The organism is Chryseobacterium shigense, assembly GCF_014207845.1.
Taxonomy (GTDB): Bacteria; Bacteroidota; Bacteroidia; order Flavobacteriales; family Weeksellaceae; genus Chryseobacterium; species Chryseobacterium shigense_A.
Map to the genome: position 1 here is coordinate 1,010,089 of NZ_JACHLC010000001.1, position 13,426 is coordinate 1,023,514.

General features: G+C 38.4%; 13 protein-coding genes. 12 read left to right on the forward strand and 1 reads right to left on the reverse strand.

Annotation, left to right across the window (positions count from 1 at the left end):
* Positions 1-75: 75 nt before the first annotated feature.
* Both HNP36_RS04560 and HNP36_RS04565 read left to right on the forward strand, forming a co-directional pair.
* Positions 76-942 carry an SPFH domain-containing protein gene (locus tag HNP36_RS04560; protein ID WP_184159966.1) on the forward strand — a complete coding sequence of 289 codons (867 nt, stop codon included), beginning with the start codon at positions 76-78 and terminating at the stop codon, positions 940-942.
* A gap of 101 nt (positions 943-1,043) precedes the next feature.
* Entirely contained in the window at positions 1,044-1,235 is a 192-nt protein-coding gene (locus tag HNP36_RS04565) for an Arc family DNA binding domain-containing protein (protein ID WP_184159964.1), read from the forward strand.
* Positions 1,236-1,362: 127 nt separating this feature from the next.
* Here the strand turns inward: HNP36_RS04565 and HNP36_RS04570 are convergent, their stop codons facing one another.
* Entirely contained in the window at positions 1,363-1,515 is a 153-nt protein-coding gene (locus HNP36_RS04570; protein WP_184159961.1) for a histidine kinase, read from the reverse strand.
* 135 nt (positions 1,516-1,650) lie between these two features.
* Between HNP36_RS04570 and HNP36_RS04575 the strand changes: the two genes are divergently transcribed.
* From HNP36_RS04575 to HNP36_RS04620, 10 genes are all read left to right on the forward strand, one after another.
* The gene (locus HNP36_RS04575; RefSeq protein ID WP_184159959.1) at positions 1,651-3,201 is read left to right on the forward strand and encodes an aldehyde dehydrogenase family protein; all 1,551 of its coding nucleotides are present in this window, start codon (positions 1,651-1,653) and stop codon (positions 3,199-3,201) included.
* 103 nt (positions 3,202-3,304) lie between these two features.
* Positions 3,305-4,630 (forward strand): L-lysine 6-transaminase, encoded by a 1,326-nt coding sequence (gene lat / locus HNP36_RS04580; RefSeq protein ID WP_184159958.1) that lies wholly within the window; start codon positions 3,305-3,307, stop codon positions 4,628-4,630.
* Positions 4,631-4,692: 62 nt separating this feature from the next.
* Positions 4,693-4,923, forward strand: a complete 231-nt coding sequence (locus HNP36_RS04585; protein WP_048504017.1) for a DUF2007 domain-containing protein — start codon at positions 4,693-4,695, stop codon at positions 4,921-4,923.
* Positions 4,924-5,232: 309 nt separating this feature from the next.
* Positions 5,233-5,745, forward strand: coding sequence for a GNAT family N-acetyltransferase (locus tag HNP36_RS04590; RefSeq protein WP_184159956.1), 513 nt, complete (start codon positions 5,233-5,235; stop codon positions 5,743-5,745).
* Positions 5,746-5,861: 116 nt separating this feature from the next.
* Positions 5,862-6,317, forward strand: coding sequence for a transcriptional regulator (locus HNP36_RS04595; RefSeq protein WP_184159954.1), 456 nt, complete (start codon positions 5,862-5,864; stop codon positions 6,315-6,317).
* A gap of 1 nt (position 6,318) precedes the next feature.
* The gene (locus tag HNP36_RS04600) at positions 6,319-7,503 is read left to right on the forward strand and encodes an efflux RND transporter periplasmic adaptor subunit (protein WP_184159952.1); all 1,185 of its coding nucleotides are present in this window, start codon (positions 6,319-6,321) and stop codon (positions 7,501-7,503) included.
* Between the two features lies 1 nt (position 7,504).
* Positions 7,505-10,651: an efflux RND transporter permease subunit gene (locus tag HNP36_RS04605; RefSeq protein WP_184159950.1), complete on the forward strand. Its 3,147-nt coding sequence runs from the start codon at positions 7,505-7,507 to the stop codon at positions 10,649-10,651.
* 90 nt (positions 10,652-10,741) lie between these two features.
* A complete protein-coding gene (locus tag HNP36_RS04610) occupies positions 10,742-12,157 on the forward strand; it encodes a TolC family protein (protein WP_184159948.1) in 1,416 nt (471 codons plus the stop codon).
* A 156-nt stretch (positions 12,158-12,313) separates the two neighbouring features.
* Positions 12,314-12,811: a GNAT family N-acetyltransferase gene (locus HNP36_RS04615; protein ID WP_184159946.1), complete on the forward strand. Its 498-nt coding sequence runs from the start codon at positions 12,314-12,316 to the stop codon at positions 12,809-12,811.
* Complete coding sequence (locus HNP36_RS04620) at positions 12,808-13,287, forward strand: MarR family winged helix-turn-helix transcriptional regulator (RefSeq protein ID WP_184159944.1); 480 nt, start codon at positions 12,808-12,810, stop codon at positions 13,285-13,287. Before HNP36_RS04615 ends, HNP36_RS04620 begins: the two co-directional genes overlap by 4 nt.
* Positions 13,288-13,426: the final 139 nt, after the last annotated feature.

Below are 13,426 nucleotides of genomic sequence, written 5' to 3' on the forward strand. Positions count from 1 at the left end.
TCAGCAATGATTCATAATTCAAAACTTCTCCATACCTTTATGATATCAAAATAATATCAAATTAAAATTACAATCATGGAAAAAGTTTTAAAACCCATGTCGGGCTATCTGGCATTAGTGTTCTGTCTGATTTTGTTCGCCGGAGCTGTTTATTTTTTTATTTCCGGAGTGGAGCACAGTATTACATTTGTCATTATTTCAATGCTGTGTTTTCTGCTGTTCTGTTTCTTTTTGAAGGGACTGATGATTATTCAGCCTAACCATTCGAGAGTACTGAATTTTTTCGGAAAATATGTGGGAACAGTGAAAGATAACGGGTTGTTTTTCATCAATCCTCTGTATTCTTCACAGAAAATGTCATTACGTTCAGAAAACCTGCAGGGGCAGACTTTGAAAGTAAATGATAAAATGGGGAACCCTATTGAAATTGCTGTGGTTATTGTATGGAAAGTAGGAGATACTTACAAAGCTGCTTTTGACGTTGAGCGTTATTCAGATTTCGTAAGAATGCAGAGTGAAGCTGCGGTAAGACATCTGGCAATGAGTTTTCCTTATGATAATTTAGAGGATGATCATGCACCGATTACTTTAAGAGAAGGTGGTGATAAAATCAATTCTATTTTGGAGCAGGAGCTTACAGACCGTCTTTTCAAAGCAGGAATTGTGATTCAGGAAGCGAGAATTTCACACCTTGCCTATGCATCAGAGATTGCAGGTGCTATGCTTCAGAGACAGCAGGCAACAGCAATTGTAGCAGCCAGAACCAAAATTGTGGAAGGTGCTGTAGGAATGGTAGACCTTGCACTGAAAAAACTTTCGGAAGAGAATATTGTAGAGCTTGATGATGAAAGAAAAGCAGCAATGGTAAGCAATTTAATGGTGGTGCTTTGCGGTGAAAAAGCAGCGACTCCTATCTTAAATGCCGGAACTCTTTATAATTAAGGGAAAAAGTGAAGAATGAAGAATTAATCTTTAGATTTTTAAACGAAGCCTTTGCGTCTTCTATTCTGTAAAACGTATTACTAATCAGGCAAAGAGAAAAAATGAAATCGGAAAAAACTTCAAAACCCTCTGAAACTAAAGGCAAGAAATCCTTCGTCATAAGAATCGATGAATCTACCTATAAGCTGGTGGAGAAGTGGGCCAATGACGAGTTCAGGAGTGTGAACGGGCAGATTGAGTATCTGCTGCATCAAAGCCTTGTTAATTCAGGAAGAAAAAAGAAAGACGAATAAAGTAAAGGTAAATTTTTTAAAAATAATACTTTATAAAAGCCTTTACATTTAACAATCAAATAAAAAAATCACAACCATTTCAATTAACCTTATTTAAAAAGAAAAGCAGAGAAACTTCTCTGCTTTTTTATTTTATACAACTCTGAAGCGTATCGGCCCCGAAGTAGAAGATAACGAGCCAGATCAGACCTTTGATTGTGAAAAAAGCAAATCCCGCCCAGCCTACACGTTTGAACCATTTTTTGAACTTCGAATTGTTATTTTCCTGTGGATTTTCCATGTCTGAATGTCAAAAGATTACCCTGCAAAGATAAGCATGTTTATAATTAGTCCAAATAAAAAGTTTGTTAAAAATTTAAATTTTGAGGTTCGCATAATATTTCTATCTTTAGAGGAAACGAAAAGTAAATATTCTATGTCTAAAAAAGTAAAGGATTTCGGAATCGAAAAAACACTCAAAAATCTAGGAATAAAGGAGGAAAACAAAGGAACATCAGTTGGTGGAAAATATTTTGCTTCCGGGAAAACAATAGAAAGTTTTTCACCCGTAGATGGTAAATTGATTGCAAAAATAAAGACTTCCGGAGAAAGTGATTATGACAAAGTAATAGAGACGGCTCAGAAGGCGTTTCAGGAATTCAGATCTATCCCAGCTCCTAAAAGAGGGGAGATCGTTAGACAGTTAGGTCAGAAATTAAGAGAATATAAAGATGACCTTGGAAAACTTGTTTCTTATGAAATGGGTAAATCTCTTCAGGAAGGTCTTGGAGAAGTACAGGAAATGATTGATATCTGTGATTTCGCAGTAGGAGTTTCAAGACAGCTTCACGGATACACCATGCACTCGGAAAGACCGGGCCACAGAATGTACGAGCAGTATCATCCGCTTGGCGTGGTGGGGATCATTACCGCTTTCAACTTTCCGGTTGCTGTTTGGGCATGGAATACAGCCCTGGCATGGATCTGTGGAAATGTTACCATCTGGAAACCATCAGAAAAAACACCGTTATGTGCTATTGCATGTCAGAATATTATGGCTGAAGTACTTAAAGATAACAACCTTGCCGAAGGTATTTCAAGTGTGCTGGTTGCCGATCATGAAATCGGGCAGAAGCTGGTTGATGATAAGAGAGTTTCCTTAGTTTCCTTCACAGGTTCTACAAGAGTGGGAAGAATGGTTTCTTCAAAAGTAGCGGAACGATTCGGTAAATCTATTCTTGAATTGGGCGGAAACAACGCAATTATTATTTCTAAAGATGCAGATATCGATATGTCCATTATTGGTGCTGTTTTCGGGGCTGTAGGTACCGCAGGACAGCGATGTACTTCCACCAGAAGACTGATCATTCATGAAAGTGTATACAATGAAGTGAAAACCAGGTTGACAAAAGCTTACGGACAGTTGAAAATAGGAAATCCGCTTGATGAAAACAATCATGTAGGACCTCTTATTGACGTAGACGCAGTAAATCAGTATGAAGAGGCTATCAAAAAATGTAAGAAAGAAGGTGGTAAATTTATCGTTGAAGGAGGTGTTTTAAGCGGAAAAGATTACGAATCAGGATGCTATGTAAAACCATGCATTGCAGAAGTTAAAAATTCTTACGAGATCGTTCAGCATGAAACTTTTGCTCCGATCCTGTATTTAATCAAATATAAAACATTGGATGAAGCTATTGCGATCCAGAATGATGTTCCTCAGGGATTGTCTTCCGCTATCATGACCCAGAACTTAAGAGAGGCTGAATTATTCCTTTCTCATGCAGGTTCAGACTGTGGTATCGCCAACGTAAACATCGGAACTTCAGGTGCTGAAATCGGTGGTGCTTTCGGTGGTGAAAAAGAAACCGGGGGTGGCAGAGAATCCGGATCAGACGTTTGGAAATACTATATGAGAAGACAAACCAATACTATAAATTACACGGCTCAACTTCCTTTGGCACAAGGAATTAAATTTGATTTGTAAGAATTTAATTTAAATTATTTAAAATCTAAGTATTTAAAAATTAATAACCTGGAATGTTTAAATCTTTTTATTCATTCAATTTTTAAATCAAACACAATTAACTATGGAACAAACAATTGATATAAAAGTAAATAAGGTAAAAGAAACAGTAGGAAGACACGTTCTGGCAGACGGCTTCGATTTTGTGATGGATATTGAAAAATCCCACGGATCGTGGCTATACGATAAACTTACAGACAGAGAATATCTGGATATGTTCTCCATGTTTGCATCAGCCTCAATAGGTTACAACCATCCATATCTTGTGGAAAGATCAGAATGGCTGGGAAGAATGGCCGTAAATAAACCTACTTTGGCAGACGTATATTCAGAAGAATACGCGCACTTTCTGGAAGTTTTCGAAAGAGTAGTGATCCCTGAAGAATTACAGTATGCTTTCTTTATTGAAGGCGGAACTCTTGGAGTGGAAAACGCAATGAAAGCTTGTTTCGACTGGAAAACCCGCAAGAATTTTGAAAAAGGACTTCAGACGGAAGCCGGAATCTGTATCCACTTCAGACAGGCATTCCACGGAAGAAGCGGTTACACCTTGAGCTTAACCAATACTTCTGATCCTAGAAAATACCAGTATTTCCCAATGTTCGACTGGCCGAGAATCTTAAATCCTAAATTACATTTCCCGATCACGGAAGAAAATTTAGAAGAAACGATTAAAAATGAAAAACTGGCACTTCTTCAGATTGAGGAAGCCATTCTGATGAATCCTGATAAAGTGGCATGTATCATCATTGAGCCTATCCAGGCTGAAGGTGGGGACAACCATTTCAGAGACGAATTCCTGATGGGGTTAAGAAAACTGTGTGACGAGAATGAAATCTTATTGATATTTGATGAAGTTCAGACAGGTATCGCTATCACAGGAAAAATGTGGGCATTCCAGCATTTCACGGCAAAACCGGATATCATTTCTTTTGGTAAAAAAGCGCAGGTTTGCGGTGTTTTAGCCAACAAAGAAAAATTCGACCAGATCCCGAATAACGTTTTCAGAGAAAGCTCAAGAATCAATTCTACTTTCGGAGGAAACTTTATAGATATGCTTCGTTTCCAGCTGGTAATGGAAGTGATCGAAAAAGAAAACCTTGTTGAAAACGCAAGAGTAGTTGGTGATTATTTATTAGGCAAATTAAAAGAGCTGGCTCAGAAATATCCTGAGAAAATCTCAAATGCAAGAGGAAGAGGTTTGATGTGCGCCATTGACCTTCCTTCAGGAGAGCAGAGAAACCGCATGATGAACGAGCTTTTCAAAGACGGATTGATTATTCTTCCGTGTGGAGACCAGTCACTTCGTTTCAGACCCCATCTGAATGTTACCCAGGAAGAAATTCAATTAGCTTTAGATAAAATCGAGAGCAACATTAATAAAATTTAAAACCAAAGATTTGTAATTTTAAAAAAAACATTGTACATTTAGATACTCAAACGATATAGAATATGGAAAGAAGTACGAGAGTATCGGTTTTTGAAAGTGATAAGCCTTCAGAAATCCAGTTAATAAAGTCTAAATTGGATGATGCACAAATTACAAACAGCGTCGAAAACAGCTACCTTACATTTACGACAACGCCTACCGCAACGTCGCTGAAAATTATGGTAAAGCTGGAAGACGAGAAGAATGCATTTAAAGTTATAGATGCTTATCTTCAGCAAAGTGAAAATCAATAAAAACAATTTCATAATTTTAAATTTTACTACTTCGAACCGAAAATTAATTTTGATTAGTTTTCGGTTTTTTAATTGAAAAAATAGTAAAAATTAGGAATTTAAAAATTTAAAGATTAAAAAAGAGAGTACTTTGGCCTTCCTATTTCAAAAGGTTTAATCAATTCAATAGAGGTGGGCTTTAGCCCGCCTAAAAGATTAATCATCACAACTCACTGGCTTTAGCCAAAATCTAAAACAGAATAACTTCTAAATCTTTAAATCTTTAAATTCTTCAATTTTTAAATATATCTAATCAACATCCACACAACAATGAATTCAGAGACTAAACTAAGAAAAGCAGAGATTGATGACAGAGATATCATTTGGGGAATCATCCGGCAATCCATTGAAAGAAGAAGACAGGACGGAAGCACCCAATGGCAGAACGGATATCCCAACATAGGAACCGTAGAAAGTGATATTGCCAAAGGCTTCGGATATGTCCTTACGGCAGATGATGAAATTGCTGTTTACGTAGCTCTTATATTAAATGATGAGCCGGCTTACAGTACTATTGAAGGAGCCTGGTTGAGCGATGGAGAATTTGTTGTTGTACACAGAGTAGCCGTTGACGAAAAATTTGCAGGAAAAGGAATGGTAAAGAAACTATTCGATCATATTGAAGATTTTACGAGATCCCATGAAATTCAGAGTATAAAAGTAGATACGAATTATGATAATTTGGCCATGCTGAAGATCCTGGAAAGTAAAGGTTATTCCTATTGTGGTGAAGTACTTTTGGCTGGCGGAATGAGAAAAGCCTATGAGAAGATTATAATTTGAATCAAAAGTTAAATCAACTTTCATTGAATTTTTAAAAGAACCTGTATTTATAAACTCTATCATGTTTGTTCGTTTAGTTCTGAACTAATTTCTACTTTTGTCAAAATTTTTATATTATGCACCAAAGTATAGAAATTGATGAAAAGATTTTTCAGGATGCTGTAAAGTTTTATGGCACCGTTTTCAACCTACCGCCTTTAGCTTCAAAAATTTATTCCTACCTGCTTTTCGATTATGAAAAAGTGGGAATTACTTTTGATGAGTTCGTAGAAGTACTTTCTGCGAGCAAAAGCTCTGTTTCTACCAGTATTTCCTTACTGCTGAATGCGCAGCTCATCATCGACCATAATAAAATGGACGAGCGGAAACGGTATTTTTTCATCAATGACGAGTACAAGAAGATCCGATTTGAGAAAATTGTTCAGAAAATGCAGGATGAACTCAAATTACTGGACGATTTAAACAACTTTAAAAAAAATCAGGACAATGAATACAATGAACGAATAGAAGCCTACAAAGCGCTTTTACATAAAAATATAGAAAATATTCAGGAATCTCTTAATAAACTTTAAAATGAACAATAAGCTAGTTATACTTTCTGTTGCAGCGCTATCACTGACAGCCTGCAAAAAAGAAGCTCCAAAACAGGACGGTCCGAAACCTTTTCCTGTAGTTTCCGTGGAGTCTAAAAATATAGTAGGCTATCAGACCTTCCCGGCTACCATACAAGGAAGAGTTAATAATGATGTCCGCGCAAAGATACAGGGATATATTACCCAGGTGCTGGTAGATGAAGGTCAGTATGTTTCAAAAGGCCAGCCGCTGTTTCGTCTTGAAACCAATATCTTATCCGAAAATGCCGCAGCTTCCAAAGCCGGAATAGGAGCAGCAGAGTCCAATATTGCCGCAGCACAGGCTTCTGTAAATGCAGCTCAGGTTGAAGTAAATAAACTGAAACCTCTTGTACAGAAAAATATCATCAGTAACGTACAATTGCAGACCGCTCAGGCAAATCTTGCCCAGGCTCAGGCTCAGTTACAGCAGGCCAACGCAGCAAAAAGACAGGCCGTTGCCAATTACAAAGGAGTAGAAGCTAATATAGAATATTCTATCATCCGTGCCCCTATTTCAGGAGTTATCGGGAAGCTTCCGTTAAAAGTGGGAAGTTTGGTAGGGCCTACAGACCAGACCGCATTAACAACAATATCTGATACTTCCGAGATCTTCGCCTATTTCTCAATGAATGAAAAAGAATATTTTGATTTCCTTGAAAAATCTCCGGGAGCATCTATGCCTGAAAAAATTAAAAACCTTCCGATGGTAGAACTGCAGTTGGCCAACGGGAGCCTTTATCCTGAAAAAGGAAGAATCGAGGCTATTACAGGGCAAATTGATCCCACAACAGGAACCATACAGTTCAGGGTAGCCTTCACAAATGCACAGAAACTGTTAAGCAACGGTAACAGCGGAACCATCAGATTCCCGCAAGCTTATGATAATGTACTGGTAGTACCGGAAAGCGCAACTTATGAGCAGCAGGGAATCGTTTATGTTTACAAAGTAGATAAAGATACTGCTAAAAATGTGGTGGTGAATGTTATCGACAGAATAGACAATCTTGCCCTTATAAAATCCGGTGTCAACAAAGGAGAAATTATTGTTGCCGCAGGTATTGGAGGATTAAAACCGGGAACTGCCATTAAGAAGAAACCTGTAAAAATGGATAGTCTTGTTCAATCTATAAAACCGAAATTCTAAAATGATTAAAAATTTTATAAACCGACCGGTTTTATCCACCGTAATATCAATCCTGATTGTTATTCTCGGTGTATTGGGATTGATCTCACTGCCGGTTACACAGTATCCGGACATTGCCCCGCCTACAGTAAGTGTTTCTACGAACTATACCGGAGCCAATGCCGAAACTGTAATGAAAAGTGTGGTAGTACCACTGGAAGAACAGATCAACGGGGTGGAAGGAATGGATTATATTACTTCCAGTGCCGGTAATGACGGATCTGCCCAGATCCAGGTATTTTTTAAACAGGGAATAAACCCGGACATTGCTGCCGTGAACGTACAGAACCGTGTGGCAAGAGCAACACCGCTTCTTCCTTCCGAAGTAACCCGTTCAGGGGTGGTAACGCAGAAACAGCAGACCAGCGCCCTGATGTATATGTCCTTCTATTCTGAAAATAAGGATCTGGATGATGTATATCTTCAAAACTTCCTGAATATCAATATTATTCCGAATCTTAAGAGGATCAACGGTGTAGGAGATGCCAACGTTTTCGGTGGGAAGAACTATTCCATGAGAATCTGGCTGGATCCAGCGAAAATGGCAGCTTACAGTGTAACACCTACAGATGTTACCAATGCTATCAACGAACAGAGTAGAGAAGCAGCGGCAGGGTCTATCGGACAGAACAGCGGAAGCTCTTTTGAATATATCATCAAGTATGTAGGTAAATTCAACGACAAGGAACAGTATGATAATATTATCATCAAATCTCTTGGTGACGGTCAGAATTTAATGCTGAAAGACGTTGCTAAAGTAGAACTGGCAGGACAGTCTTATACAGGGATCGGGGAAAACGGGAACAATCCATCCATCAGTATGGGGATCTTCCAGACTCCGGGTTCCAATGCACAGGAAATCATTAAAAATATCAAAGAATATCTGAAATCTGCAGAAGGTACTTTCCCACAGGGCATCAAGTATACCTTTAACTTTGATACCAATGAATTCCTTGAAGCTTCCATCGAAAAGGTGGTACATACCCTGATTGAAGCCTTCATCCTTGTATTTATTGTAGTATATATATTCCTTCAGGATTTCAGATCTACTTTGATCCCGGCTATTGCAGTTCCGGTATCTATTGTGGGAGCCTTTTTCTTCCTGAATTTATTCGGATATTCATTAAACCTGTTAACCCTCTTTGCACTGGTACTTGCCATTGGTATTGTGGTGGATGATGCGATTGTCGTCGTCGAGGCCGTCCATGCAAAAATGGAACATGGTATTTCAGATGCTAAAAAGGCAACTGTAGAAGCGATGGATGAGATTACAGGAGCAATTATTTCAATTACTTTGGTAATGGCATCAGTATTCATTCCGGTAACGTTCATTACAGGGCCTACAGGGGTATTCTACCAACAGTTTGGTATAACACTGATTGTTGCGATTATCATTTCCGCGATTAACGCTTTGACTTTAAGTCCGGTTTTATGTTCCTTATTCCTGAAACCTCACTCAGAGCATCATAAAGAATATCAGAACCTTAATTTCCTTCAGAAGTTTTTCTATAAGTTCAATATTGCTTTTAAAACAACAACAGACCGTTACGGAAGAGGGTTTGTATTCCTGTTAAGACATAAATGGGTAACCCTGGTTATTTTTGCGATTACCGGAGGTATATTATTCTGGGCAAGCAGCACTATGAAAAAAGGTTTCGTACCTACAGAAGACAGAGGGATTATCTTTACGGATGTTCAGCTTCCTCCGGGCGCTTCAATGGAAAGAACATACAACGCTCTTAAAACACTTCAGGCAAAAGCAATGAAAGTTCCAGGAGTTCAGAATGTAACGATTTCCACCGGTAGAGGATTCTTATCCGGAAACGGAAGTAACAATGGTCTTGCCTTCATTAAGCTGAAACCCTTTGATGAAAGGAAAAAAGACGGCCAGACTTCCGAAGACATCACCAAGAAACTATTCGGGATTTCAGGAGCAGTTCCTGATGCGAAAGTGGTATTCTTCCAACCGCCAAGTGTACCTGGATTTGGTAACAGTGCCGGTTTTGAAATGGTGCTGTTGGATAAATCCGGAGGAGAATATGCTGATTTGGATAACAAAACAAATGAGTTCATCGGTAAGCTGATGGAAAGACCTGAAATAGAATTTGCCCAGACTTCATTCAACACAAAATATCCCCAGTACCAGATGGAAATTAATGTTCCGCTAACCAAGCAGCTTGGAGTTTCTGTAAGTGATATCCTGGCTACAATGCAGGGATATATCGGGGGAGTTTATACCGCTGATTTTACCAAATACGGAAAACAGTTCAGGGTAATGGTTCAGGCACTTCCTGAAAACAGAAAGAACATTGAAAATCTGAATGAGCTATATGTAAGAACAGGTTCAGGAGTAATGTCTCCGATATCACAGTTCGTAACTTTGAAGAAAGCATATGGACCCCAGTCTGTAAGCCGGTATAACCTCTTTACTTCTGTGAAGATTACTGGAGCCAACTCTGCAGGATTCAGTTCCGGTGATGCCATTACTGCTGTGCAGCAGGTAGCCAATGAAGCATTGAACCAAAATTATGCAGTAGAGTTTACCGGATTAACCAGGGAAGAATTAAATTCAGGATCTCAGACTCTTCTGATTTTCGGATTGAGTTTGATCTTCGTTTACTTTATTCTTTCCGCTCAATATGAAAGCTACATTCTTCCGCTGATCGTTGTAATTTCTCTTCCTCTTGGGGTAATGGGAGCTTATTTCGGACAGAAGATTATGGGGCTGGAGAATAACATTTATTTCCAGATCGCCCTGATCATGCTGGTAGGATTATTGGCAAAGAATGCAATTCTTATTGTTGAATTTGCAGTCCAGAGAAGGCATCATGGTGAAACCATCGTTATGTCTGCCATCAATGCGGCTAAAGCCAGGTTAAGACCGATCCTTATGACTTCATTTGCCTTTATCTTCGGTTTATTGCCGTTGGTTCTTGCAAGCGGAATCGGTGCGGTAGGTAACAGATCCATTGCAACGGGTGCAGCCATCGGGCTACTGATAGGAACCATTTTAGGATTGTTTGTAATTCCGGTACTGTATGTGATCTTCGAGACCCTGCAGGAAAAAATTAAACCTATCAAAAAAGAAGATATCAATTTAGCAGAATAAAAATTAATTAGAGAAACTGGAAGTTTGAGCTTAGAAATTTGTCTGATGCTCAGCTTCTGATCTCTGGTTTCTAACTTCTAATTTTAACTAATGAAGAGTTTATTAAACATCATAAAAGGAATAACTTTTTCAGTCGCAATCCTGGGCGCCATTACCTCATGTATGGCCAGAAAAGAATATGAAAGACCGAAAAACGTTGTGGACGAAAAGCTTTTCCGTACAGATATGCTTCCTTCCGACAGTACAACGATTGCCAATGTTTCCTGGAAAGAAATATTTACCGATCCCATACTTCAGAAACATATATCGAAGGCTTTGGATAATAATTTAGATATAAGAATCGCCCTGCAAAACATCAATTCTGCAGAGGCCTATTTAAAGCAAAGTAAAGCAGCTTATGAACCGACTTTAACAGTTGGTCCCGGCTATACTTTTCAGACCCAGTCTTTAAATACACAGACCGGTCAGCTATTTGGGCAAAGGCGTTATATCAACCAGCTTGACATTACAGCAAGTTTAGGCTGGGAAGCTGATATCTGGGGTAAAATGAAAGCTCAGCAAAAGGCTCAACTGGCAACCTATTTAGGTACTGTTGCAGCACACAAGGCTGTAAAAAGTGATTTGGTAGCGTCTATTGCTTCTGCTTACTACCAATTGTTAACCTTTGATGACCAAAAGAGGATCATTACGGAGACAATTGCAGTTCGTGAGAAAAATTTAGAGACGACCAAAGCTTTAAAAATAGCAGGAACAGTGACAGAAGTTGCAGTTCAGCAGAGTGAGGCACTGGTTTTCAATGCCAAATCTTTATTGATCGACATGGATACCCAGATTCAGCTGTTGGAAAATACAATGAGTTTGCTGATGGGAGAGCCTTCACACACTATAGAAAGATCAACATTGGAAAGTCAGAAAGTTCCTATTGATTTAAAACTGGGATATCCAGCCCAGTTATTGGCAAACAGGCCAGATGTGATGAGGGCGGAATACAGCTTGATGAATGCCTTTGAATTAACGAATTCGGCCAAAGCACAGTTTTATCCTACTTTGAAAATTACAGGAAACGGAGGTCTTCAATCGATGGATATTGATCATTTGTTCAGCGTAAATTCTTTATTTGCAAGTGTAGTTGGGGGATTGGCCCAGCCGATCTTAAACCGAAGAACGATCAAAACCAATTATGAGGTAAGTTTGGCCAATCAGGAAACAGCTTATCTGAACTTCAGAAAGACAGTTCTTACAGCGGGAAAAGAAGTTTCAGATGCTATCCGTGTGTTTTCAGTACAGGATTCTTTTATTGATTTAAAACAGAAAGAGCTGAATGCCTACAAAAATTCTGTTGAATATTCCCAGGAGCTTGTAAACTATGGTATGGCAAACTACCTGGAAGTGCTGAATGCAAGTGTTAACTCTTTAAATGCAGAGCTGAATATTTCCAATGCCGAATACAGCAAGATGAAAGCTGCCGTAGAGCTTTACCAGGCTCTTGGCGGAGGATGGAAATAAATACATTTCAGTGTATAAAATAGGAAAACGTATGTCAGGACAGGCATACGTTTTTTATTTGGCTTTTAATTATTCTGTTAAAATTGTCATAAAACAGAATGGTTATTTGTATGTACGTAGTTAACTACGTAGTTTTGTGCTGTAAAATAAAATGATATGGAAATACACATTCAGCCACTAAATAATAGTTATTCAGATCAGCTTATTGATTTGATTCTTACCATACAGCAAAAAGAATTTAACGTACCTATTACGATAGAGGATCAACCGGATCTTAAAAAAATTGAGAGCTTCTATATGGAACCCGGCGGAAATTTCTGGGGAGCTTTTATCAATGGAGAACTGGTAGGTTCCATAGCATTGGTTAAGTTTGATGAAAGGGCAGGAGCCATAAGGAAAATGTTCGTAAAAAAAGAATTCAGGGGAAAGGAGCTGAATATTGCCCAGAAACTTCTGGAAGTTTTAATTTCTTTCTGTCAGGAAAACGGAATAGACTCGGTATATTTAGGAACAGTCTCCATACTGAAAGCCGCCATGCGTTTTTATGAAAGGAATCATTTTTCACAGGTTGAAAAAGAGAATCTGCCGGCCCGTTTTCCATTAATGAGTGCTGATAATATTTTTTATTATTTAAATGTAAATCAGACAGTATGAATATAATAGATGAATCCGGTATTCTGGCAATATCCACAAGGCTACAGCGGTTAAGCGAACAATTGAGAAAAGACGGTGCCTTGATCTACAAATCCTTCGATATTGACTTTGAGCCCAAATGGTTTCCTGTGATCTTTACTTTGTATCATAAAAAGAAGCTTAGTGTTGTAGAAATTTCGAATGAAATAGGGTATACCCATCCGTCAACGATAAGCTTACTGAAAGAACTGGAGAAACAAAAGCTTATTCAATCCAAAAAAGACAAGCAGGATGAACGTAAAAGACTTATTGTTCTGTCTCCAAAAGGTACTGAGCTGGTTGAAAAAATGAAACCTGTCTGGGAATTAATGTCAAAAGTCCTGGGAGAAATTGCTGATAATAAGAATCATCTTTTGGCAGCTATTGATGAGGCAGAGGAAAAGATAGCAACCCAGTCTTTTTACCAGCGGGTATTGCAGATGAAGAATGAAAAGTGAATGGTTTGATTACCAGTTATTTGTTAAATAAAATCCTCTTTCTTTATCATTGAAATGATCCCCAATCCCTGATAACAATGAAAAAAATGATATAAATTCTGATAAAAAAGTAAGAAAATATTTGGAAATGTAGTTTAAA

Bases quoted from the DNA above. Each gene is read 5' to 3' on its own strand.
- HNP36_RS04605 (WP_184159950.1), top strand. From the start codon at position 7,505: ATGATTAAAAATTTTATAAACCGACCGGTTTTATCCACCGTAATATCA.
- HNP36_RS04595 (WP_184159954.1), top strand. From the start codon at position 5,862: ATGCACCAAAGTATAGAAATTGATGAAAAGATTTTTCAGGATGCTGTA.
- HNP36_RS04620 (WP_184159944.1), top strand. From the start codon at position 12,808: ATGAATATAATAGATGAATCCGGTATTCTGGCAATATCCACAAGGCTA.
- lat (WP_184159958.1), top strand. From the start codon at position 3,305: ATGGAACAAACAATTGATATAAAAGTAAATAAGGTAAAAGAAACAGTA.
- HNP36_RS04615 (WP_184159946.1), top strand. From the start codon at position 12,314: ATGGAAATACACATTCAGCCACTAAATAATAGTTATTCAGATCAGCTT.
- HNP36_RS04600 (WP_184159952.1), top strand. From the start codon at position 6,319: ATGAACAATAAGCTAGTTATACTTTCTGTTGCAGCGCTATCACTGACA.
- HNP36_RS04570 (WP_184159961.1), bottom strand. From the start codon at position 1,515: ATGGAAAATCCACAGGAAAATAACAATTCGAAGTTCAAAAAATGGTTC.
- HNP36_RS04585 (WP_048504017.1), top strand. From the start codon at position 4,693: ATGGAAAGAAGTACGAGAGTATCGGTTTTTGAAAGTGATAAGCCTTCA.
- HNP36_RS04575 (WP_184159959.1), top strand. From the start codon at position 1,651: ATGTCTAAAAAAGTAAAGGATTTCGGAATCGAAAAAACACTCAAAAAT.
- HNP36_RS04565 (WP_184159964.1), top strand. From the start codon at position 1,044: ATGAAATCGGAAAAAACTTCAAAACCCTCTGAAACTAAAGGCAAGAAA.
- HNP36_RS04560 (WP_184159966.1), top strand. From the start codon at position 76: ATGGAAAAAGTTTTAAAACCCATGTCGGGCTATCTGGCATTAGTGTTC.
- HNP36_RS04610 (WP_184159948.1), top strand. From the start codon at position 10,742: ATGAAGAGTTTATTAAACATCATAAAAGGAATAACTTTTTCAGTCGCA.
- HNP36_RS04590 (WP_184159956.1), top strand. From the start codon at position 5,233: ATGAATTCAGAGACTAAACTAAGAAAAGCAGAGATTGATGACAGAGAT.